The sequence below is a fragment of the Staphylococcus sp. HMSC034G07 genome, assembly GCF_001835975.1.
GTDB classification, from domain to species: domain Bacteria; phylum Bacillota; class Bacilli; order Staphylococcales; family Staphylococcaceae; genus Staphylococcus; species Staphylococcus ureilyticus.
This window is the reverse complement of record NZ_KV826593.1, coordinates 128,941-151,714: the sequence shown is the minus strand read 5'-3', so window position 1 is coordinate 151,714 and position 22,774 is coordinate 128,941. Positions and strand designations below refer to the sequence as shown.

The following is a 22,774-nucleotide window of genomic DNA, read 5'->3' as shown; positions in this document are numbered from 1 at the left end:
TATGCATGTAGAATAATTTTTAACATCATTTTGGTTGATATAAGACCTTGTTTTTGAGTATTTTAATGTGAAATGACATATGAATACGTTGTATTTTGGCGAGTCGCTTGAGGGAACAGGACAAGCTGAAGCTGCGCCTAAGAAAGCGAGCCAACAATATGAAGTATAGAAACAAATTAAGAAGCACTCCGATGAATTGAATCATCAGAGTGCTATTTTTTTTAAGATCTATGTCTCAGAATCTTTCCTATGTTAAAAATCAAAATTCAGCATTAGAATAGATTGATAAATGTAGTAACGATTGGGACGCCAAGTAAATCAATTAAAAATGCACCTACAATCGGTACGACCAGATATGATTTTGGTGAAGCACCGAATTTTTTGGTAATAACATCTAAGTTTGCCATAGCGTTTGGAGTTGCACCTAGACCATGACCAATAAACCCACCAATCATTACAGCTGCATCGTAATCTTTTCCTAAACCGCGGAATACGATAAAAATTGAGAATAACACGATAAATACTACTTGTATTAAAACAATAATAATTAAAGGTAAAGCTAATTGATATATTTCTGTAAGTTGTATACTCATCAAAGCGATTGATAAGAAAAGGCTTAGTGATATGTCACTAATTTTATCAACGAATTTCATATCAATAAGATTTAAATTATTATATTCAGAAATATTGCGAATGATAACTGCTACAAACATTGCACCAACATATATAGGAATATTGATACCAGTTAATTCAGAGAATGTATTTCCTAAATATGAACCAATTGCCATACAAATAGTTACAATCGTAAATTGTAAGAAAAAGATTGTAGTAGGGTTCATGCGATTATGTAAGTATTCATTAGATTTCACGTTACCATAGTCTGTTGTTGTTTCTTCTGCATGTTCTGATTTTAAATTATACTTAGTTATTAAAAATTTTACTACAGGGCCACCGACTAAACCACCAGCTACAAGGCCTAGTGTTGCTGCTGCTAAAGCTGCGGTCAATGCAGAATCAAACCCCATGTCTCGAATAGTTTGCCCATAAGCAGCTGCATTACCATGGCCACCTTCCATAGACATAGAACCAGCTGTTAAGCCTAATAATGGTGGAATGTTTAATACTTTTGCTAATGAAACACTAATTAGGTTTTGGAAGACTGCAAGAAAACCGCAGAATATAAAGTATAAAATGAGTACTTTTCCGCCCAAACGTAGTAACTTTAAAGAAGCGCCTAATCCAATTGTTGTAAAGAACGCAAGCATAAAGAAGTTTTGTATGAATTCAGAATCTAGTTTGATTGTTATAATGTTCGTAGATTGTAAAATTGCAACTAAAATCGAGAAGATTAAGCCTCCGATAACAGGTGCTGGGATACAAAGCTTTCTTAATATTGAAACATGATTAACAATAAATATACCTAACAGGTATAACAAACTTGCGATTGCTAAAGTAGTAATTGCATCTAGCTCTAGCATTTTCAATCCCCCTTATATTTCAAATGAAACTCTCCTGTGTGTCTTGTTATATGGATGGAGTCGTGTGCAAAATGACAATGAAGAAAGTGCTTACAAAACTCCATGCTATCTATTATACATATTTAAATCGCATAAATCTAGTTTGGAATTAAATACTAAATAGAATAAATAGCGATTGTTTTATTTGTAATCTTCAGACAATAATACTATTGTCTGATACGCAAAAATTAAAGGGGAATTAATCAGGGATATTTATAGCACAGTACCTTGCAATGTACAGTAGTGTGTGTTATATTCTGTTTGACAGCTACTGTGTAATGTATAGTACTGGTTTCCCATAGGAGGTAACATATGAATAGTCAATTTAAAAAAGGCGCACTTGAACTTATTGTGTTGCTAATAATCAAAAGAGATGACCAGTATGGTTACTCGCTCGTTCAAAATATTTCGAGGCATATGAGTATTGCAGAAGGAACAGTATATCCATTGTTACGAAGATTAGTGAAAAATGGAGAACTCACGACATACTACCAACCTTCTTCAGAAGGACCAGCAAGGAAGTATTATAAAGTGACTGACCAAGGTAATGACAGGTTAGCTGATTTATTACATGAATGGCGATCATTTTCAAGTATTGTAGAAATATTTATAAAGGAGAGTGAATGGAATGACTAAAAATGAATTTTTAAAACAATTGCATAAACATTTAAAACATGATTCTGATGCAGAACGACAAGATATTTTAAATGAATATGAAACACATTTTTATAGTGGACTGAAAGAAGGTAAATCAGAAGCACAAATTTCAGAGGAGTTAGGAGATCCTAGAACTTTAGCTAAAGAAATGAATGCGACAGCTGCTGTAGAAAAAGCTGCTGACAGTAAAAAATTTGGTGACGTAGGAAATGCCATTTTTGCAGTGATGGGTTTAAGTATATTAAATTTCTTTGTAATTTTAGTACCGTTTATTTTCGTGTTGAGTATCGTTGTTTCATTGATTGTCACTACAATTTCATTTGTTTTAAGTCCAATATTGTTATTAGTGAAAGGGTTTTTAAATGGGTTTGAAAATATATTACTTTTTGATGTTTATGCGGTAGGTGCATTGTTCGGTATGGGATTAATGTTATTTGTGATTACGTATTTAATTACTAAATCATTTTATTTAATTTGTGTGAAGTATCTCAAATGGAACATAAACGTGGTGAAAAGGAGTGGGGTTTCATGAAGAAAACACTAATTATCCTCTTCATAATTGGATTAATTATAACGATTGTTTGTGGCATTGGTGTGGTAAATCAGTTTCAAGTAGAAAGTAAAAAATCGAAAGAAGTCACTGAGAACTATCATAAAGTATATGATAATAATGCTGAGGTGAAAAAACTCAATGTAGATTTGAGCAACAGTAATATAAAATTAAAAAGAGGAGATCAACTTAAAGTTGAATCACGAGGCACCAACGATAAAATAAATATGGATACGACGGTGAAAAACGGAACGTTATATGTGAAAGATAAACCTTTAGACAGCAATGTTGATATCACATTTATGGATTTTAAGCATAATGATGTCACGATTACTTTACCAAAATCATTAAGTCATTTAAATGTTAATACTGAATCCGGTTCGATTATGGTTGATCAAATAAAAGCGGATTATGCTAAATTATATGCGGATGTAGGGGAATTGAATATTAGTCATGCAAAATTTGATCGTTTAATTGCTGAGGTTGATGTTGCGGATATGTATGTGACAAAAACTCAATTTAATTCGGGTGAGTTCGAAGGTGATACTGGCTCAATTGATATCAAAGATATGCCAATTGATAAACCGGTTAAAGTGAAAACGGATGTGGGCGATATAACAATGGATTACACGGACAAACAGCCTAACAATACACGGATAGAATTTGATAGTGACGTAGGAGAGCTGGATATTAACAATCACTTGTTTAAAAACAAACAAGTAGGAAATGGATCAAATCTCATTCATATTAAAACAGATACAGGTGATGCTGAAATCAACTAAATCTGTAAGATTAATTATTAAGTAACAGTGTGTGAGCATAAGTCAATTGGATTTTGACTCATGCTCACATTTTATTTTTAGCATGAGACGTGGTGAGATTTTAAATTTCTGTGTTTACTCATTTTTTGATATACTATATGCCATATAAAATTACTAGGTTTATCAGGAGGAGTGTTATGCAGGAATTTAATAGAAGTGATAAGCAATATGGTTTTTTAGCACTTCTGCCATTAGTCATATTTTTAGGGTTATACATTGGTGTAGGTATTACTTTTACCATAATGGGTAAGGAAGATGCTTTTGATCAATTACCAAGACATGTTGCTATTTTTATTGGCATCATTATTGCTTGGACATGCTATGATAGAAAAACAAAATTCACTAAAAAAGTTGAAATATTTACAGAACATGCAGGTAACTCCGGTATTGTTAATCTAGGTCTAATTCTCTTATTAGCAGGCGCTTTTTCTACGGTGACATCGGAAATGGGCGGTAAAACAGCAATGGTGAATATGGGACTTACTGTAATCCCACCAAGTCTACTTATACCTGGGATATTTATTATGAGCGGTTTTGCTGCACTAACCTTAGGGACTTCTACGGGGGCACAAGCTGCATTTATTCCTGTAGGTGTTGCTGTAGCACAAGCTGCGGATTTAAATGTTGCAGCAGCTGGTGCCGCTGTGATTGCTGGTGCATATTTTGGTGATAATTTATCCATTATTTCAGATACGACAATTGCAGCAACAAATGGTGTCGGTGCTAAAATGAAAGATAAATTTAAGATGAATGTGTTGATTGCACTACCTGCTGCACTTATTACTGCAATGATATATGCAGTTGTGGGTGGAACGGGTAAAGTAGAAGGTGACTTAAGTTTTAACTTTATCAATATACTGCCGTATCTATTTGTACTTGTAGCAGCAATCGCAGGTCTAGATGTGATTTTAGTGCTAATCATTGGCATTATAATGGCAGGTATCATTGGTCTGACTCAAGGTAATTTGGGAATATTTCAGTTTACGAAAGCTATAGGTGAAGGTATGGAAAGTATGTTCCTTATCTTTCTTGTGGCGTTTTTAGTATCAGGACTGGTGGCTTTAATCCGATATTATGGTGGTATTGATTGGATCATTAAGACAATGAAAGAGAAAGCAAAAGGCCGTAAAAGTGCGGAATATGTGATTAGTTTAATGTCTGGTGTGCTTTCTGCTGCTTTATCACATAACACGTTAGCTATTTTAATTTCTGCGCCTATCGCTAAAGAAATTGGTGATGAATATAAGGTACCGCCTAAACGTATGGCAAGCTTATTAGATATATTTGCTTGTTGTGCCTTAATGGTGCTGCCACATGATAGTGGTATGTTAATGGTTGAACAGTATGGTGATGTTTCTTATATAGAAGTTTTAAAATACACATTTTATCCTGTGATATTTGTTGTTTGTACTGTTATTACGATACAATTCGGTTTACTTGATAAAGATAAAAAACTTTCTAAATAATTTTTAGTTTGTTTGTGGTAATGCGTAGAAAAGTAAAACATATATCATAGACGAGCATTTAAAATGAGCGATTATAATTCAAATAGTTTAATAATATTTTAGGAAACAGAGCATATATTAAATATAAAGCTCTGTTTCCTTTTTTAACGCCATGTATCCTGTGGCGGTACCGTAGAACGTTTTGATATTCTGGAAACGTACGGATTGCCTTTAACGATAAAACGAAGTGGTTTTTGTGTCCATTCACCTTTATTGGGGATACCAATTCTCGGTGTTTCCTCGATATGTTTAGGGTATTTACGGTTTTTAGTATCTATTTTTAGATGGCCTTCATTTAATCGTGAACCATCCAGATGTCTTGGTATATTAAATGCTTTAGTCCATTTTCCAGGGCCATTTGTTAATTCAAAGCCGTCTTTGTTTCTATTTAAGCGCATTGCTTCAATATTCTCTTCTGGTTCAACAGCACGTATCAGTACACCTTCAGGTACCCCTTCTAATTGCGTTACAAAGTTGATAAGTAGATGGGTATGCATCACATGCGCATAAATTGTGCCACCCAGTTTATATAAAGATTCTACTTTGGGTGTGCGTTTGCCATTAAATCCGTGAGCAGCTTGATCTTTTTTTCCAACATATGCTTCAGTTTCAACAATGTATCCTGTAAACGTATGTAATTCATCTTCGAAAATGACACGTACGCCTAATAAATCTTTGGCGATAGTGACTGTATCTCGCTGTAAAAAATCCATTTACTAATCCTCCATATAATAGTTTTAGAAATTAAATGTTTTTCAAACTTTTTTATTAAATTGTAAAATTGTGTTACAACCATGTGTAAATTTTGGTAGAATAACCTTATAAGTTTACTAAAAATTAAAAAGTGTAGTTAAAGTATCAATGACTATATTAAAGTTAAATAAACATTATATCAAATGAACTTGAAACGGGGGGAGCAATTTGGAAAGAAAAATTGGGTTTGGAGAAGCATTAAAACTATTTTGGAAAAATTATTTTAACTTCAAGGGCCGTGCACGCAGAAGTGAATATTGGTATATGGTTTTATGGCATTTAATTTTTCTAGTACCAGCGTTCGTTGTATATTTTATTGCTTTGGTTGCATTAATCAGCGCTGCTGCTTCTCAATCTGAAACAGTCATTATGATAAGCGTAGTTTTTCTTATCATCAGTTTAATATATTTTGTTGTGTACGGTTTGGCTACGCTGATACCTAATTGGGCAATATTTATTAGAAGGTTTCATGATACAGGTAGAACAATGTTATTACCGCTTATTTATTTAGGCATTACAGTATTTTCTTACATCATATTTTTAATCATAGCTGTATTAGATTCAGATTTGAATCATATTGCAAGTATAATTTTCATCGTATTGATGTACGCATTCTATATAGGTTTTGGTATTTATGCGTTAGTCGTTAGTTGTTTGGATAGTGAACGCAAAACAAATAAATATGGTCCGAGCCATAAATATGCAAATCAATATACTAAGATTGATGACATGTATAGAGAACAATAATTAAAATAAACCCAAGTATACGAGTTAGGCTGTTAATATGCTTCGTGATACTTGGGTTTTTATAAAGTTTATTCATTTAAATAAGATAAATTTAGATAATGTATTCCTAATACATTATCTAAAATATTGTAGCGTTGAAAAAGCATCATCTACATTTGTACCTATCATTGCTGTGACTCATGCTGTAACATTGGAAAGAACCAAAATGAGAACTTCTATATATAAGACAATTTGAAATGTATATTTAAGGTGTGAAATGTTATTATCAATATATACTTAACAGACTTTAAGGGAGGGAATCTTGTCATGTCCTTAAAAATAGCAAATGTTACAAAAAAATATAAGGATTTTACAGCAGTTAATGATATTTCGATAAATTTAGAACAAGGAAACATGCTAGGTTTTTTAGGACGTAATGGTGCAGGAAAGACAACAACATTTAGAATGATACTTGGGTTGACGCCGATTACTGAAGGACAAATTTTGTATAAAGATAAAGCAATCGACCAATCAATATATGATAAAATTGGATATTTGCCTGAAGAACGAGGATTACATCCAAAAATGAAAGTGGTCGATGAGTTAAGATACTTAGCTACATTAAAAGGGATGAAATCCAAGGAAATAACTAAAGCCATTGATTATTGGTTAAATCGTTTTGATATTGAAGAAAATAGGGACAAGAAAATTGAATCATTATCTAAAGGTAACCAACAAAAAATACAACTATTAGCAAGTATGTTACATAATCCGGAGTTATTAATCTTGGATGAACCTTTTAGTGGTTTAGACCCAGTTAATGTTGAATTATTAAAATCAGCTGTAAAAGATTTAAATGATGCAGGAACGACGATTATTTATAGTTCTCATAGGATGGAGCATGTAGAAGAGCTTTGTGATGATGTTTGTATTTTGAATAAAGGTGAACTTGTTGTTTCAGGGCCGATTGGTGAAGTGAAAGCAAATCACGGCAATAAAAGCGTAATCATTGAAACCAATCAAACGATGCCAGAAATAGATGATATCAATGGGGTTATCCAAGTGGAACGCAATAAGAGGGAAATACGAGCATTAATAGAAGACGAATCTATTGCAGAGGAAATATATCATATCGTTGTGCAGTATGGTTTTGTAAAAAGATTTCAAGTGATAGAACCAACATTAAATGAGATTTTTATAGATAAAGTAGGTGAGGTAAATGGATAAATTTTGGGCTACTTTTTCACTTACGTATAAAAGTAAAGTTAAAACAAAATCATTTATGATTTTCACAGCAATTGTCGTTGTATTAATGTTGGCGGCAGCTAATATTAATAAAATCGTTGATCTATTTGATAATGGGCCTGATAAGATTGGTATCGTAGTCAATCAAGACTCAATATATAAAGGGGTTAAAGCACAAAGTGATCATCTTGATAGTGATGCGAAATTTAAAAAAATGACAGAATCACAAGCACATCAACAAGTGAAAAATGAAAGTTTAGATAAAGCGTATGTCATTCAATTACATGATAATCATAAATTGACTGGTGAAATATTAAGTAAGGATACCGTTTCGAAAACAGATGAACAAAAATTACAAACTACTTTATCAGCTATCCAAACCAAACTTGTGGCATCTAGTTTGAACCTATCTGAAGATGAGCTAAAGCAATTGCAATCTCAAAGTAAAGTAAGCTCACAAGTGCTTTCAGATAGTGCGAATGGCACTCATTTAAGTGAATCACAAAAAACATTTAATACGATTATCGTATATGCAGGTATTATGCTCATGTTTTTCATTATCATAAATTATGCCAATCAAGTAGCGATGGAAATTGCAACTGAAAAGACGTCACGTGTCATTGAAATGATTATTACAAGCATATCACCAGTAACACACATACTTGCTAAATTGTGTGGCGTCATTGCTGTGGCATTAACACAAATTAGTATTTTCATTGTAGTAGGTATTATAAGTGTACTGTTATTTGATATTGGAGATATGCTTAAAGGATTTGATGTACAGCCGAATGATCTAACAGTACAATTAATCATCGTTGGTATACTATCGCTGATTTTAGGTATACTTTCCTATATTATATTGGCAGCTATTTTGGGATCGATTACTTCACGTATCGAAGACATTAATCAATCACTTATGCCAATGACGTTGATTAGTATCATTGCATTATATACGGCAATGTTTGGTGTTATAAACCCTGACACGACTATCATAAGGATTACAAGTTTTATTCCTTTATTATCTCCCTTTATCATGTTTTTACGTGCATCAACACCTGATGTAGCTACTTGGGAAATTGTAATAAGTATGAGTCTATCAATAGTAACCATATTTATCTTGCTTTACATTGCAGTAAGAAGTTATAAAGGTACCATCTTAAGTTTTGATAAAGGTCTGTTTAAATCTATGAAACGTGTTTTCGGAAAAAATTAACATATGTTAACGATTATAGAAATGAGTTATAGATGAACAAATAACTTTTAAAAGTATCATCATAATAAGTAGGGGAATGAAACTCAAACAACATAATGGTTTCACTCCTACTTTTTTTATGAAGTATGAATTGTAAAATAGGGTCCTCGAGTTTGTTGAATATGCCAAATAAAACATATTTATAAAAAATAGAAAAAATATCACAATTTTAAATAATATTTGATAGAATGAATAATTAGTATAGATAATGAATTAGTTAAGTTGTTACACTATAGATAAGTAAGATATTTACTAAGGGGAGTAGTAAGCTATTTTGGAATTTTAAATTTTAGTGGATGAAGTATTTTGCTCAATAATTTGGGGAGATATTGAGTGCGTATTGACCTTAGCTCATTTTTAAATGTTGTCTCATTTACTTTAAAAGCAATGAATTTTAGAACTACCAGGACTCCTATGTCTTGTTTTATAAAACAAAGATGGTGTTCATGACTGTGGTTCGATACATTCAATTTGTTTGAAGTTTTATTCAAGATAGAACTGAAAGTCTAAGTGAATCATAATATGTTTGGTTTGAAAGGGAGTAATTGATGATGTTTGCAAAAGTAGAAAGACAAAGTAATGGTATTGATTTAATTAAGATAGACAATGAAGCAACTAAGATTGTTTTCACAAACTATGGCGCTCGTATCGTGTCATGGAAATATGATGATAACAATATTGTATTAGGTAATGTGGTAGAAGCGGATGAATTCTATCAACAAAATCCTTTTTATTTTGGTGCTACTGTAGGCCGTTATGGTGGACGGATTGCAAATGCAGAATTTCATTTGGATGGTACAACGTATCGATTAGATACGAATGATGGTGAAAATAATATTCACGGTGGTTTTAATGGTATTGATAAATGTTATTTTGATTATGAAATATTTGAACAAGTAGGACAAGTGAAAATTGTGTTTTCCACTACAATTCAACAATCAGATGATTATTTTCCAGGAAATATCGATTTAGAGGTGATACATACTTATGACGTTGATCACAAATGGACAATTGAGTATAAAGCCGTTACTACCGAAAAAACAATTTTTAATCCTATGAATCATGTTTACTTTAATTTGAACAGAGATAATAATGTTATCGATAACCATAGTATTTCAAGTTCAACATTAAAAATGCATTTATTAGATAACGATCATTTTGTGACAAAACAAAAGCCACTAAATTTAGAACATGTTTTTGCACGCAATCACATTCAATTTAAAGATATTTTTAATAGTGAGCATCATGACATTCAATCACAAATGAAACGTTATGGTGGTCTAGATCATCCGTTTCAGATTGGAGAGCAAGGTATGACAGTTGAAAATAAACATTTTCAACTGACTGTTGAAACTGATATGCCCAATGTCGTGATATTTACATTTAATGATACTACGGAATGGGAAAGTGATTTCAATATTTATAAAGCACATTCAGGATTTACGTTAGAAACACAATGCATACCTAATGATATTAATTTGTATGGAGAAGATGCGCCATCAATTTTAGAAGCGAATCAGCCATTTTATTCTAAGACATCATATAAAATTGCTGAAAAAACTTGCGAAGAAGTAGAATGATATCATTGCGCGTGTATCAAGTGTTTTGAATTAATATAAAGTAAGCAAACAACCACTTATGGATAAGTAAGTAGCAATTTATAATAATGTATTACAGAAAATAGATTAAGTAGACAAACTCAGGTAAATGCAGTTGTATTAATACCATTTTTGGTCAGTTGCTTAACCTGAGTTATATCAATATATCATTTTTAAAGATTCTTATTGTATAAGAATCTTTTTTTGAGCCATTGGTGTAGGATATTTACTCATATTGTAATGTTTATTTTTGAGCGCGTTTTAGATACTTTTCTAATTTACGTCGTCTTTCTTCAGTTAAATATGGATTTTTCAAAGCATATGCCAAGCGCACGACATTTTTATTGTCATTGTAATAAATATCATTAAGTTCGAATACAGATAAAAGAGAATCATGTTCCCCGAATTTTATGAGCTGAAGATGAGACGAATCGTAAACAAAGCCTTCCTTAACTACTCTAAAGTAACAACCAGTTTTACATGAACTGGACATGCGTTTAATAAGATTAGGAATTTTATACTTTTCTTGTATTTTCCAACAAGGCTCTCTTATCTCTGAAACTTCGATAATTGCTTCACCTAATTGAAATTGATCACCAAAATGCAAATCTTTTTCATCTAAGTCTTTGACCGTTAAGTTCTCGCCAAACATTGCATATTCTGGTAAATCTGTGACATCATCTTTCCATAGATCGTAATTTTTTTCGCTATATAAACATACAGCCTTATTGGGCCCGCCATGTCCTTTGTATTCTTGTTCATCTTCAGAAAAACCGGTTTTTGAAAGCCACATCTTACCGGTGAAAAGTGTTTTGTTAAGTGCTGAACGCATTGGTCTTTTAGTACTATAAGGTAAATCTTCTATTTTTCCTGTAGCAATCGCTTTTAAATGATAAATCATGACAATCCTCCTAGTTGGTGATGTATTATTATTGTAAACTAGCTATTTAATTATGCAAGAAGATATATTAATTTAAAATTTATACATATTTTTTAACTATGTATTTTTTTCAATCTCATGTACAATAAAGGTGAGAGTAAGTTATGTAAAGGGGACGCATTATGGATACGAAACAGTTAAAAATTAGTACATTTAATGAAGCGTTAAGCCAAATCAGTGACGGTATGGTTGTGGGCATTGGTTCTGGTTCAACAATAGAGTTGCTTGTCCCAAAACTAGCTGAGAAGTTGGACCATGAACAGATTGATATTACAGGTGTATGCACCTCTAATAAAACTGCTTATATCGCAAAAGAATTAGGTATTCGAGTAGTGGATGTCAATGATGTAGAAAAAATTGACGTTGCCATTGATGGTGCAGACGAAGTAGACAACAATTTGAATTTAATTAAAGGTGGCGGCGGGGCATTATTTAGAGAAAAAGTGATTGATGCCATGGCGGAAAAGTTTATTGTTTTAGTAGATGAATCTAAGTGTGTATCATACTTAGGTCAAACTTTTAATTTACCTGTAGAAGTAGATAAATTTAATTGGTTATTAGTTTCTAAAAAAATAGTAGCTTACGATAATTTAAAAGTGATGCGCCGAATGGTGGATGATGTCCCATTTATAACTGATAATGGCAATTACATCCTTGATGTTACATTGAATTCATCTATCGATCCTTATGCTATGCATGAATTTTTAATTCATTTAGTAGGTGTTTTAGAAACTGGATATTTTCTTGATGTTACAGATCAAGTCATTATAGGTAAGCAAAAAGGCGTTGAAATTTTAAATAAATCATAACTCAAAATATAATAAAAGCAGGTTAACTAACGGTATAAATTAAGATAGACATGAAGTTTATTCATTGTATCTGAATATACGATTAGCGTAACCTGCTTTTTGTTAATTAGCGACGATGATCATGTTTGTTTTTAAGTTTAAAAGGTGATCGTTGTCGTTTTTTATTTTGTTGTTGTATGGTTGGCTCAGAAGTACTAGAATCATCATGTTTTGGTGATGATGTCTCCACCTGTGCTTTTTCAGTAGAATTTTCAACGGCGCCATTTACCTGTGTCTCAACATGTTGACGTTCATCTTGGACATCGTTGTTCTCTATAGTTTGTGGCGTGTTTTCATCAATAATATTGTTTCGGCTGTCATCGTGCTGTGTTTGTCGGTGATTCTTCTCAGTGTCCGTGTCATTCACATGTTCAGTCGATGGTTTTGAGTTAGCATCATGTGAATTGACATGATTGTCTGTTGCTCTTTCAGTTTGAGATGTAGCAGTTTCACTGTGCTCACTGTCTCCACTATGTGTATGTACATTTGTTGTTGAATTATCAGATTCGAGTGTATCTTCATTACTATCATCTGCTTGAGCAGTTTCTGAATCTTCACTTACATGATCTAAATAATTATTGCTATCAACTTCATCTAAACTACGTTTAGTAAAGAAATAAAGTATTGCTCGAATAATAATACTTAATAAAATGTAAACGACTGCTACAGCTGATGTGGATAATGCAATTACTTTCATTGCAAAAACACTGCCAAGTTCTTCATTGAATAAGAAAACAAGACCAAATGACATTGCTGCATGGAATATCGTTGCGATAAATATCGTGCGACCTTTTGTAGCACGAATTAACTCACCGATAATCATGGAAAATGCAAATGTATATAATAAACCATATAAAGTATATTCAAGACTAAAGGCCATATTTATATTCCAAATGGAATATAATAAACCAACAATAATCGATGCAAAGAATGTGTTCATTTTCGTTTCTATAATATTTTGTAAATAAGAACGGAAACCAAATTCTATTAAGAATGCCATCACTAGTTGTCCAAGTATAATTGCAGTAATTGAAACAGATAAATCTTCTGTTTGTAATAATACAAAACTATCTGCAAAGATATTAAAACTTATCATAGCAATCAGGAAAATGATTAAAGGTAAAATAAATGCTAGTAAAATACGTTCAATCACTTTTAAATCTATTGTTAGTTTTAAACCAGATAACTGCGTCTTACGTTTGCTAAAAACGATAATACAAACAAGCGCAGCAATAAATGGTGCTATAGCACTTAAGTCAAAGACAAAAGTCTTAAGTGAAATAGTACTTTGTAAGTCTTTCAGTATAATAGGAGCTGCATAAGCAATAATATAGAAAATAAAAATCATTATTGCCCATTGAAAACCTGATATACGTTGTTTATTCATTATGTAACCTCCAATAGGGTTCAGAAAATCATTTATCATTAATTATACATATTTATTAATCAGAAATAAATTAAATTTAGGTATTTATCATTGAAATGTAATAGTAATGCCAAAACTAACATCTAAATGAAATAATTTAATGTCATTTGATAAAATTAAGTAGATAAATTTTGGGTAAATAAAAGCATAAATTGAATTGAATTCAATGTAAGCGTATACTTTTAAATGAGACATTGTTATAAAAGGAGGAGAATTATGTATAAATTAGCACAGCGTGATTTCTGGACAGGTAGAGTCGATAGCGAATCAGATAAGTCTCAATTTAGACATTTTCAAACTGTGAATTTTAGAAATATCAAAGATGACTATCATGAGACACGCCAAGGTGTGGGATTATTAGGTTACGCAGTTGACAGGGGTGTTGAATTGAACAAAGGGAGATTAGGTGCTAAAGAAGGTCCCGACGCAATTAAGAAAGCATTTGCCAATCTACCTGTGTTGAGTGACTGCAAGATATATGACTATGGTAATGTAGAACATGATCATGATGACTTAGAAGACACCCAAAAAGAATTCGCAAAATATGTTGCGACATCAATACAAAGGCATAAACAGACGTTTTTATTGGGTGGTGGACACGATATCGCATATGCCCAGTATTTAGGTATAAGAGAAGTTTATCCTGATGCTTCTTTAGGTATCATTAATATCGATGCACATTTTGATACCAGAGCGGAGTCACAGTCTACCTCTGGAACGAGCTTTAGGCAAATTTTAGATCAAGATAATCAAGCAGATTATTTGGTATTAGGTATACAACAAGGCGGTAATACACAAGGCCTATTTGATTATGCGGAAGAAAAAGAAATCGGCTTTGTTTATGCTGAGGAATTATTACATCAAATATCTCCTCCTGTAAAAGATAAAGTAGAACGATTTATACACAATCATGACGTTATTATGTTCACAATATGTATGGATGTTATAGATAGCGCATACGCACCAGGTGTAAGTGCTAACGCAGTATTAGGTTTGTTCCCACATATTGTCCTTGAACTTGCCAAACGCATTATACCAAATGACAAAGTCTCTACGATTAGCATTGCAGAAACAAACCCTAAATATGATGTCGATAATCGTACTGCAAAGCTATCAGCTAATTTTTTACATCATTTTATTCTTTAATATTCCAATAAAAAAGACATAAATCTATAAAAGAAAGTACTCGTTCAGGGTGCTTTCTTTTTTTTAGGTAATTGATGTAAATGGTACGACTGAGTGTAGGTTTAATTTCAATTGCATCTAAATCTCGTGCATTAAAAGATTGGTAATAGACACGTGGTATGACGGCATAGCCTAATCCTCGATGAACGAAATTCGTTGAAGCTTCAAAGCGATCTGCCTCTATAATAATATTTGGGTGAATATTTAAGCGGTTAAAATAGTCATCCAAATGCTTACGTACTTGGGAACCTTTTGTAGGTAAAATGAGCGGTAAAGATTTAATGGATACCTTTTTGCTATTAGAAAAGGTATTTTTAGGTGTTATGAGGACATAAGATTCCTTATATAGAGGAACAGAGTGTATATCCTCGTGAATAATTTGTTCATTGGTTAAGCCTAAATGATTTTCAAAATTTAATAGACGCTCTAATATCGTGCTCTGATCATGTACTTCTGAAGCGTGATACGTTTGATCTGCATATTCTTTTTGATGCATAGCAACTACTTGTGATATCCATTGATTTGATGATTCAAGAATAGAAAATTTGATTTTAGGTGCATGTCCCATTTTTAAATCATACATTTTTTCTAGCGTTTGATGATAACTTTGTACGAGCTGAATTGCGTAGTTATAAAAATGAATACCTTTTTCAGTAATTTTGATATCCTTGGTCGTTCTTAAAAATAAATCATAACCTAAATCAGCTTCTATTTTTTTTATTGTATTAGTTAAAGACGGTTGGCTTATATGCAAAAAATCTGCTGCCTTTGTAAAACTATTATATTTAACGACAGCAATAAAATATTCTAATTGAACAATTTTCATCTGAATGTCACTCCTATATATTTGCGTATTTATAGTTTGAAACTATTAATAATTAGTTTATTGATATTGGTAGTCTATATAATAACATATTATACTTTTAGATATAGAGGGAGTCGTACTTTCATGTTAGGGGCGTGAAGTACATGTGGAGATTTTTCATTTATAGCTTGATTGGTATTATATTTTTCTTCGTTCCTGTGACTATACAAGGTCAATCAACCATTATGATTGATCATATTGTGCAATGGATTACGCTAATAGTGAAACCAGTTTTACCATATTATGTATTGATTTTAATTATTATTGGTGCAATTCATCCATTTCTCAATCAAAGGTGGAATGAATCGAAAACAAATATTATTTTTAGCTTATTCAAAGTAGTAGGGGTATTCATCGCTTTCATGGTTGTTTTCAATATAGGGCCTGCTTTTGTTTTAAAAGAAAGTATTGGACCATTTTTATATGAAAAGTTAGCCATACCATTAAGTGTTTTAATTCCCATAGGAGCGATTTTTTTATCATTTTTAGTAGGTTTTGGATTGTTAGAGTTTATCGGTGTGATTTGTCGTCCGATAATGCGACCGATATTTAAGACACCAGGAAAGTCAGCGGTCGATGCAGTAGCATCATTTGTTGGTAGTTATTCAATAGGCTTACTGATAACAAACAAAGTCTACAAGAGTGGTAGTTACACACATAAAGAAGCAGTAGTTGTAGCGACAGGGTTCTCTACGGTTTCCGCTACGTTTATGATTATTGTAGCTAACACACTAGGTATTATTCAGCATTGGAATTTATATTTTTGGTTTACACTCGCAGTGACATTTATTGTTACTGCTATTACCGTACAACTCCCACCTATCAGATTTGAAAAGCATACGACATATAAAGACCAACCATATCAAGAAGAGATTCGCAGAAACATGCCATTGTTAAAAGAGTCTTGGTTAGAAGCAAAATTAGCTGTGAAACAGTCTAAGTCATTAATTGACAATGTATTTGAAAATTTGAGAGATGGTGTCGTAATGACTATAGCAATTTTACCTTCTATCATGTCAATTGGTTTTCTAGGATTAGTAATCGCAGAATTCACACCAGTAATCGAATATATATCTTACATCTTTTATCCATTTATCAGCATTTTTCCAGTAGAAAATGTAGGGGTATTAGCACAGGCTTCAACGATTTCAATTGTTGAAATGTTATTACCAGCTGCGATTGCACAATCAGCAGATTTAGCAACAAGATTTACAGTAGCGGTCATGAGTGTTTCAGCGATTATATTTTTCTCAAGCGTTGTTCCGGTTATATTATCTACTGAAATTAAAATATCGATAGGAAAACTTGTGATTATTTGGTTTGAAAGAGTAGTACTCACACTACTGATTACAATTCCATTTGCATTATGGATATTTTAAATATCAAAACAAAGGTTGAATTTAAAATCGATGAAGGAGAGATTGTTCATGAGAAATATTAAAGCAAAAAAAGGTTTAGAGATTGAATGTAAAGGTTGGGAACAAGAAGCAGTATTACGAATGCTATATAATAATTTAGATCCTGAAGTTGCAGAAAGACCCGAAGATTTGGTTGTCTATGGTGGCATAGGGAAAGCAGCTCGAAACTGGGAGGCATTCGAAGCAATTGAATCCACACTGCGTTCATTAGAAGCTGATGAAACGATGTTAGTTCAATCAGGCAAACCAGTTGCTGTATTTAAAACACATGAAGAGGCGCCACGTGTATTACTTTCAAATTCTGTATTAGTACCTGAATGGGCAAACTGGGATCATTTTAATGAATTAGATCAAAAAGGTTTAATGATGTATGGACAAATGACTGCGGGTAGTTGGATTTACATAGGTTCACAAGGTATCGTTCAAGGTACATATGAGACATTTGGTGAACTAGCTAATCAACATTTTGATGGCAAATTAAATGGTACGGTTACATTAACTGCTGGTCTTGGTGGCATGGGTGGTGCACAACCATTGGCAGTTACGATGAATGGTGGTGTTGTTATCGGAGTTGATGTAGATGAAACACGCATTGATAAGCGTATTGATACACGTTACTGTGATGTGAAAACACGAGATTTAGACGAAGCATTAACGTTAGCGGAAGATGCACGCAAACAAGGCAAGCCATTATCTATTGGCTTGGTCGGTAATGCGGTCGATGTACATCAAGCAATTTTAGATAAAGGATTTAAAATTGACATTATTACGGATCAAACGAGTGCCCACGATCCTTTAAATGGATATGTGCCACAAGGGTATTCATTAGAAGAGGCAAGTGCACTTCGTAATAAAGATCCAAAACAATACGTGAAAGAATCGCAATCCTCAATGCATAAGCATGTATCACTAATGTTAGAATTTCAAAAACAGGGTGCGGTCGCTTTTGATTATGGAAATAACATAAGACAGGTGGCATATAATGATGGCTTAAAAAATGCTTTTGATTTCCCTGGATTTGTACCGGCATATATTAGACCGTTATTCTGCGAAGGAAAGGGGCCATTTAGATTTGCAGCATTAAGTGGGGATCCTAAGGATATTGAACGTGCTGATGAAGAAATGAGAAAGTTGTTCCCTGAAAATGAAAAACTTATTCGTTGGTTAGATTTAGCACAGGAGAAAATTGCGTTTCAAGGATTGCCTTCAAGAATTGCGTGGTTAGGTTATGGAGAACGTGCGAAAATGGGTCTAGCGTTAAATAGACTTGTGCGTGAAGGTGAAATTTCTGCACCGATTGTAATTGGTCGCGACCATTTAGATTCAGGTTCAGTAGCCAGTCCTAATCGTGAGACTGAAGGTATGAAAGATGGTTCAGATGCTGTAGGAGATTGGGCTATTTTAAATGCATTAATCAATACTGCTGCAGGTGGATCTTGGATTTCATTCCATCATGGCGGTGGTGTTGGTATGGGTTATTCATTACATGCAGGCATGGTAGTAGTTGCTGATGGTTCAGAAAGAGCAGATAAACGTTTAGGACGTGTATTAACTACGGATCCGGGTATGGGAGTAGTAAGACATGCTGATGCAGGTTATGAATCAGCAATTAATGTAGCAAATGAAAAAGGCATACACATTCCAATGATTACAAGAAAAGGAGATAAAAAATGAACGACTTAATCATTCAAAATATTAAACAATTAATTTTAACGAAAGCTACCGAACGTCCTTTAAAAGGAAAAGAATTAAATGATTTAAATATTGTTGAAAACGGTACAGTAGTTGTGAAAAATGGCAAGATTGTTTATGCGGGTGAACATTCTGATGCATATGATGCAAAAGAAATAATAGATGCTTCAGGAAAAGTCGTTTCACCTGCCTTGGTAGAAGCACATACGCATCTTGTACATGGAGGCTCACGTGAACATGAGATGTCACTCAAACGTCAAGGTGTGTCTTATTTAGAAATACTTGAACAAGGTGGCGGTATACTTTCTACTGTAGAAGCCACACGTCAAGCGACGGAAGACGAACTTTTTGAAAAAGCGGAAAAAAATCTATTAACCATGTTACAACACGGTGTCTTAGCGGTTGAAAGTAAGAGTGGTTATGGATTGGATAAAGAAAATGAACTTAAACAATTGCGTGTTTCAAATCGATTAGCAAAAAAATATAATTTAGACATGAAACATACCTTCCTTGGGCCACATGCTGTGCCTAAAGATGCGGAGTCTAACCAAGATTTCTTACAAGAAATGATAGATTTATTGCCGGAAGTTAAACCATATGCTGATTTTGCCGATATTTTCTGTGAAACAGGCGTGTTTACTGTGGAAGAATCTAAATCTTACATGGAAGCAGCTAAAAAACAAGGCTTTGATGTTAAAATTCATGCAGATGAAATCGATCCATTAGGTGGTTTAGAACTTGCAATTGATGAAAATGCTATCTCTGCGGATCATTTAGTTGCATCTAGTGAAGAAGGTAAACAAAAGTTGAAAGATAGTGATACTGTTGCAGTATTATTACCAGGGACAACTTTTTATCTTGATAAGGAAGGTTATGCAGATGCAAGAGGTATGCTAGATAACGATGGCGCTATTGCGATAGCTACTGACTTCAATCCAGGTAGTTGTGTGACTAATAATTTACAATTGGTGATGTCTATTGCAGCGTTAAAATTAAAATTATCTCCAAATGAAATTTGGAATGCAGTGACAGTCAATGCAGCTAAAGCAATTGACGTTGATGCAGGTACCATCAATGAGGGAGATAAAGCAAATATTGTAATTTGGGATGTACCTAATCATGAATATATTCCATATCATTATGGTATTAATCATACAGAAAGAGTTATTAAAGATGGTAAAGTGCTCTTTGATAATCGTGTAAAACTTTAATAGAGAAACTGTAATTAAAATTAAAAATAAGATTATTAGAGATGAATAGGGTGAGGAATGGAATCAAAAATGTTGATTTGTCCTCGCTCTATTCTTATTTTTTTATTCAAGTTTTCTAAAAATAGAAATTTAGAAGTGCAAAAAATTAAGTTAATAAAATATTTTGACAATTATGATAGTATAGTAATTAAAGGGGCTTGGGGGTGAGTACGGTGTGAGTAATGCTGGGTATATTGAACAATGGAAAGGTAACATAGTACAGAATACACTTTCAGGTGTATTACTTGCACTTGCATTGTTACCTGGTGCAATTGCTTTTTCATTTATAGCAGGTGTGAATCCGACAATCGGTATGTTAAGTACTGGTTTAATGATGCTTGTACTTAGCTTTACTGGAAATAGAACCTTGATGGTATCAGCACCAAGTAGTGGTGTATCTTTAGTCGTAGCACCTTTAGCTGTAAGTCATGGATTGCAAGCTGTCATTTTAGCAACCTTATTTATGGGTATCATCCAAATTTTATTTGGGTATTTTCAAATTAATAAATGGTTAGAATTGATACCTGTCGGTGTTGTAATTGGATTTATGAATGCACTAGGTATATTATTATTTACATCTCAGCTAAAGAATATTTTAGGTATTTCTATGGCAACTTATATCGTTGCAATCATGTCATTTTTTATTATTTGGTTGGGCGCTCGATATATCAAAATTATACCTGCACCATTGATATCCATTATTATACTGACAATATTTTCGTGGGTATTAAAACCTGATATAAAATATGTGCACGATTTGTCTTCAATACATATTAAACTACCTTATCCAACTATCCCTATTGAAATATTAAATGTTAACTTTCTCCTAATTACATTGTTTTATGGTTTGATGATGGCTATTGTTGCAATCGTTCAAACGACTTTAACAGCAAGAATGATGGATGAAGTAACAGCTACGACTAGTGATAAAAATCGTGAATCAATAGGTCAAGGCATAGCTAATTTAGTAGTAGGATTATTTGGTGGTTATGGTGGAAGTGCGCTTGTTGGTCAATCGCGTTTTAATGTAACAATGGGTGCGAACTCTAGAGTTTCAACTTTTGTTACCGGTAGTTTTTTACTGGTAAGTTTATTTGTTTTTGGTGAAATTATAGGACATATTCCAATGGCTGTTTTAGCTACCGTGCTTATTACAATTTCATTGAATACATTTGATAGACGAACAATACCCTTTATACGTAAGTCACCTTTAGTAAATGGATTCATGGTAATACTTACGATGGTGCTTATTTTAATCTCTAATAATTTAGCGCTCGGCGTTGTGATTGTAACAATACTATATTATATTTTTAAACGTTTTATAAATTTAGAAAGGACGTGACATGTCATGCCACAATATGAAGACTTTGTAAAATGGAGACGTACATTTCATCAGTTTCCAGAATTGTCTGATGATGAATATGAAACAACGAAACGATTAAGACGTATTTTAGAAAGTTATGAAATTAAAATTTTAGATATACCGTTGGAAACTGGTTTGATTGCTGAAGTAGGTCAAGGAGATACGTTTATTGCTGTTCGATCGGATATAGATGCTTTGCCAATTAATGAAGAAGTTGTACATGAATTTACATCAACTAATGAAGGTATTATGCATGCTTGTGGTCATGATATCCATATGGCAAGTATTTTAGCAACAGCTACAAAATTAAAAGAAATTGAAGATCAATTAAAAGGTAGAGTACGTTTTATTTTTCAACCTGCCGAAGAGCTGGGATATGGTGCTGTTAAATTAGCTGAGACAGGTGCCATTGATGGTACAAAAGCTGTGCTTGGTTATCATAATTATCCTACTATGGATATAGGTACATTGGCAGTGAAATCTGGTGCCGTGACATCCTCTGTAGATCGCTTTGAATTTAAAATTAAGGGTAAAGGTGCACATGCAGCAAAGCCTGAACAAGGTAATGATCCAGTCATCGTGTTAGGTCAATTAATCAATAGTGTTCAATCCATCGTCAGCAGAAATTTATCTGCTTTTGATAATGCAGTCGTAACGATTGGAGAAGTATCTTGTGGTAATACATGGAATGTTATTGCAGATCAAGCTTATGTACAAGGTACAGTGAGAAGTTTTGATGAAGGTATTCGCACATTCATTGAGAAGAGATTGAGAGAAATTGGGAGTGGATTGGCAGAAGTATTTGATGTTGAAATTGAAACACAATATATACGATTACCAGGTGCAGTAATCAATGACGAAAAATTAACAGACGATGCAATTAACGTTGCTAAACAAATAGGTTACAATGTGAATATAATGGAACAGCCATTAACTATTGGTGAAGATTTTTCTGGGTTTGCCAACAAGTATCCAAGTGTATTTGTTTTTATTGGATCTAATAGTGACTATGATTTACATCACCCCAAATATGATCCCGATGAACGCATTTTAGAAAAAGTACCAGATTACTTTGTAACATTTGTACAGAAATTATTGAACGAAACTTAAAAATATAATCTTGTGTTATGGGCGATTTAATTTGGGTAAAAAATAATTACAAC

General features: G+C 33.0%; 20 protein-coding genes. 15 read left to right on the top strand and 5 right to left on the bottom strand.

Annotation, left to right across the window (positions count from 1 at the left end; translation table 11 throughout):
- Nucleotides 1-272: 272 nt before the first annotated feature.
- On the bottom strand, nucleotides 273-1,478 hold the full coding sequence (gltS, locus tag HMPREF2586_RS02030) for a sodium/glutamate symporter (protein ID WP_046208523.1): 1,206 nt from the start codon (nucleotides 1,476-1,478) through the stop codon (nucleotides 273-275).
- A gap of 351 nt (nucleotides 1,479-1,829) precedes the next feature.
- On the opposite strand from gltS, the gene HMPREF2586_RS02025 reads away from it, so the two are divergent.
- The 4 genes from HMPREF2586_RS02025 (at nucleotide 1,830) to HMPREF2586_RS02010 (ending at nucleotide 5,011) form a co-directional block, all read left to right on the top strand.
- On the top strand, nucleotides 1,830-2,153 hold the full coding sequence (locus HMPREF2586_RS02025) for a PadR family transcriptional regulator (RefSeq protein WP_046208522.1): 324 nt from the start codon (nucleotides 1,830-1,832) through the stop codon (nucleotides 2,151-2,153).
- Nucleotides 2,146-2,706 (top strand): HAAS signaling domain-containing protein, encoded by a 561-nt coding sequence (locus HMPREF2586_RS02020; RefSeq protein WP_070657931.1) that lies wholly within the window; start codon nucleotides 2,146-2,148, stop codon nucleotides 2,704-2,706. The genes HMPREF2586_RS02025 and HMPREF2586_RS02020 overlap by 8 nt, the downstream gene beginning before the upstream one ends.
- Entirely contained in the window at nucleotides 2,703-3,506 is an 804-nt protein-coding gene (locus tag HMPREF2586_RS02015) for a DUF4097 family beta strand repeat-containing protein (RefSeq protein ID WP_070657930.1), read from the top strand. The genes HMPREF2586_RS02020 and HMPREF2586_RS02015 overlap by 4 nt, the downstream gene beginning before the upstream one ends.
- 176 nt (nucleotides 3,507-3,682) lie before the next feature.
- The gene (locus HMPREF2586_RS02010; protein WP_070657929.1) at nucleotides 3,683-5,011 is read left to right on the top strand and encodes a Na+/H+ antiporter NhaC family protein; all 1,329 of its coding nucleotides are present in this window, start codon (nucleotides 3,683-3,685) and stop codon (nucleotides 5,009-5,011) included.
- Nucleotides 5,012-5,154: 143 nt separating this feature from the next.
- Here HMPREF2586_RS02010 and HMPREF2586_RS02005 read toward each other — a convergent pair whose 3' ends face one another.
- Nucleotides 5,155-5,763, bottom strand: a complete 609-nt coding sequence (locus HMPREF2586_RS02005; protein ID WP_046208518.1) for a DNA-3-methyladenine glycosylase — start codon at nucleotides 5,761-5,763, stop codon at nucleotides 5,155-5,157.
- 208 nt (nucleotides 5,764-5,971) lie between these two features.
- On the opposite strand from HMPREF2586_RS02005, the gene HMPREF2586_RS02000 reads away from it, so the two are divergent.
- From HMPREF2586_RS02000 to HMPREF2586_RS01985, 4 genes are all read left to right on the top strand, one after another.
- The gene (locus HMPREF2586_RS02000; protein ID WP_064209343.1) at nucleotides 5,972-6,550 is read left to right on the top strand and encodes a DUF805 domain-containing protein; all 579 of its coding nucleotides are present in this window, start codon (nucleotides 5,972-5,974) and stop codon (nucleotides 6,548-6,550) included.
- A 306-nt stretch (nucleotides 6,551-6,856) separates the two neighbouring features.
- Complete coding sequence (locus HMPREF2586_RS01995) at nucleotides 6,857-7,756, top strand: ABC transporter ATP-binding protein (protein WP_070657927.1); 900 nt, start codon at nucleotides 6,857-6,859, stop codon at nucleotides 7,754-7,756.
- The gene (locus HMPREF2586_RS01990) at nucleotides 7,749-8,987 is read left to right on the top strand and encodes an ABC transporter permease (RefSeq protein ID WP_070812610.1); all 1,239 of its coding nucleotides are present in this window, start codon (nucleotides 7,749-7,751) and stop codon (nucleotides 8,985-8,987) included. Before HMPREF2586_RS01995 ends, HMPREF2586_RS01990 begins: the two co-directional genes overlap by 8 nt.
- A 590-nt stretch (nucleotides 8,988-9,577) precedes the next feature.
- Complete coding sequence (locus HMPREF2586_RS01985; protein WP_070657925.1) at nucleotides 9,578-10,606, top strand: aldose epimerase family protein; 1,029 nt, start codon at nucleotides 9,578-9,580, stop codon at nucleotides 10,604-10,606.
- A gap of 262 nt (nucleotides 10,607-10,868) precedes the next feature.
- Here the strand turns inward: HMPREF2586_RS01985 and HMPREF2586_RS01980 are convergent, their stop codons facing one another.
- Nucleotides 10,869-11,525: an MOSC domain-containing protein gene (locus tag HMPREF2586_RS01980; protein ID WP_046208512.1), complete on the bottom strand. Its 657-nt coding sequence runs from the start codon at nucleotides 11,523-11,525 to the stop codon at nucleotides 10,869-10,871.
- A gap of 158 nt (nucleotides 11,526-11,683) precedes the next feature.
- Here HMPREF2586_RS01980 and HMPREF2586_RS01975 point away from each other — a divergent pair, with 158 nt between their 5' ends.
- Nucleotides 11,684-12,373, top strand: coding sequence for a ribose 5-phosphate isomerase A (locus HMPREF2586_RS01975; protein WP_046208511.1), 690 nt, complete (start codon nucleotides 11,684-11,686; stop codon nucleotides 12,371-12,373).
- A gap of 106 nt (nucleotides 12,374-12,479) precedes the next feature.
- On the opposite strand, the gene HMPREF2586_RS01970 is transcribed toward HMPREF2586_RS01975, so the two are convergent.
- A complete protein-coding gene (locus HMPREF2586_RS01970; RefSeq protein WP_046208510.1) occupies nucleotides 12,480-13,799 on the bottom strand; it encodes a peptidoglycan release complex CPBP-like subunit SdpC in 1,320 nt (439 codons plus the stop codon).
- Between the two features lie 255 nt (nucleotides 13,800-14,054).
- Here HMPREF2586_RS01970 and hutG point away from each other — a divergent pair, with 255 nt between their 5' ends.
- A complete protein-coding gene (gene hutG, locus HMPREF2586_RS01965) occupies nucleotides 14,055-14,984 on the top strand; it encodes a formimidoylglutamase (RefSeq protein ID WP_046208509.1) in 930 nt (309 codons plus the stop codon).
- Here hutG and HMPREF2586_RS01960 read toward each other — a convergent pair.
- The gene (locus HMPREF2586_RS01960) at nucleotides 14,974-15,849 is read right to left on the bottom strand and encodes a LysR family transcriptional regulator (protein ID WP_070037546.1); all 876 of its coding nucleotides are present in this window, start codon (nucleotides 15,847-15,849) and stop codon (nucleotides 14,974-14,976) included. The two genes, hutG and HMPREF2586_RS01960, sit on opposite strands and share 11 nt — an antisense overlap.
- 143 nt (nucleotides 15,850-15,992) lie before the next feature.
- On the opposite strand from HMPREF2586_RS01960, the gene HMPREF2586_RS01955 reads away from it, so the two are divergent.
- From HMPREF2586_RS01955 to HMPREF2586_RS01935, 5 genes are all read left to right on the top strand, one after another.
- Nucleotides 15,993-17,267, top strand: a complete 1,275-nt coding sequence (locus HMPREF2586_RS01955; RefSeq protein WP_046208507.1) for a YjiH family protein — start codon at nucleotides 15,993-15,995, stop codon at nucleotides 17,265-17,267.
- A 48-nt stretch (nucleotides 17,268-17,315) separates the two neighbouring features.
- Nucleotides 17,316-18,980, top strand: coding sequence for a urocanate hydratase (hutU, locus tag HMPREF2586_RS01950; RefSeq protein WP_070037548.1), 1,665 nt, complete (start codon nucleotides 17,316-17,318; stop codon nucleotides 18,978-18,980).
- Nucleotides 18,977-20,209, top strand: coding sequence for an imidazolonepropionase (gene hutI / locus HMPREF2586_RS01945; RefSeq protein WP_070812609.1), 1,233 nt, complete (start codon nucleotides 18,977-18,979; stop codon nucleotides 20,207-20,209). The genes hutU and hutI overlap by 4 nt, the downstream gene beginning before the upstream one ends.
- 214 nt (nucleotides 20,210-20,423) lie before the next feature.
- Entirely contained in the window at nucleotides 20,424-21,590 is a 1,167-nt protein-coding gene (locus HMPREF2586_RS01940; RefSeq protein WP_070657922.1) for a SulP family inorganic anion transporter, read from the top strand.
- Between the two features lie 6 nt (nucleotides 21,591-21,596).
- Nucleotides 21,597-22,721, top strand: coding sequence for an amidohydrolase (locus HMPREF2586_RS01935; protein ID WP_070657921.1), 1,125 nt, complete (start codon nucleotides 21,597-21,599; stop codon nucleotides 22,719-22,721).
- Nucleotides 22,722-22,774 lie beyond the last annotated feature (53 nt).

What these genes read in the sequence shown, in the direction of transcription:
- gltS (WP_046208523.1), bottom strand. Translation starts at nt 1,478, where the DNA reads ATGCTAGAGCTAGATGCAATTACTACTTTAGCAATCGCAAGTTTGTTA.
- HMPREF2586_RS02025 (WP_046208522.1), top strand. Translation starts at nt 1,830, where the DNA reads ATGAATAGTCAATTTAAAAAAGGCGCACTTGAACTTATTGTGTTGCTA.
- HMPREF2586_RS02020 (WP_070657931.1), top strand. Translation starts at nt 2,146, where the DNA reads ATGACTAAAAATGAATTTTTAAAACAATTGCATAAACATTTAAAACAT.
- HMPREF2586_RS02015 (WP_070657930.1), top strand. Translation starts at nt 2,703, where the DNA reads ATGAAGAAAACACTAATTATCCTCTTCATAATTGGATTAATTATAACG.
- HMPREF2586_RS02010 (WP_070657929.1), top strand. Translation starts at nt 3,683, where the DNA reads ATGCAGGAATTTAATAGAAGTGATAAGCAATATGGTTTTTTAGCACTT.
- HMPREF2586_RS02005 (WP_046208518.1), bottom strand. Translation starts at nt 5,763, where the DNA reads ATGGATTTTTTACAGCGAGATACAGTCACTATCGCCAAAGATTTATTA.
- HMPREF2586_RS01995 (WP_070657927.1), top strand. Translation starts at nt 6,857, where the DNA reads ATGTCCTTAAAAATAGCAAATGTTACAAAAAAATATAAGGATTTTACA.
- HMPREF2586_RS01990 (WP_070812610.1), top strand. Translation starts at nt 7,749, where the DNA reads ATGGATAAATTTTGGGCTACTTTTTCACTTACGTATAAAAGTAAAGTT.
- HMPREF2586_RS01985 (WP_070657925.1), top strand. Translation starts at nt 9,578, where the DNA reads ATGTTTGCAAAAGTAGAAAGACAAAGTAATGGTATTGATTTAATTAAG.
- HMPREF2586_RS01980 (WP_046208512.1), bottom strand. Translation starts at nt 11,525, where the DNA reads ATGATTTATCATTTAAAAGCGATTGCTACAGGAAAAATAGAAGATTTA.
- HMPREF2586_RS01970 (WP_046208510.1), bottom strand. Translation starts at nt 13,799, where the DNA reads ATGAATAAACAACGTATATCAGGTTTTCAATGGGCAATAATGATTTTT.
- hutG (WP_046208509.1), top strand. Translation starts at nt 14,055, where the DNA reads ATGTATAAATTAGCACAGCGTGATTTCTGGACAGGTAGAGTCGATAGC.
- HMPREF2586_RS01960 (WP_070037546.1), bottom strand. Translation starts at nt 15,849, where the DNA reads ATGAAAATTGTTCAATTAGAATATTTTATTGCTGTCGTTAAATATAAT.
- HMPREF2586_RS01955 (WP_046208507.1), top strand. Translation starts at nt 15,993, where the DNA reads ATGTGGAGATTTTTCATTTATAGCTTGATTGGTATTATATTTTTCTTC.
- hutU (WP_070037548.1), top strand. Translation starts at nt 17,316, where the DNA reads ATGAGAAATATTAAAGCAAAAAAAGGTTTAGAGATTGAATGTAAAGGT.
- hutI (WP_070812609.1), top strand. Translation starts at nt 18,977, where the DNA reads ATGAACGACTTAATCATTCAAAATATTAAACAATTAATTTTAACGAAA.
- HMPREF2586_RS01935 (WP_070657921.1), top strand. Translation starts at nt 21,597, where the DNA reads ATGCCACAATATGAAGACTTTGTAAAATGGAGACGTACATTTCATCAG.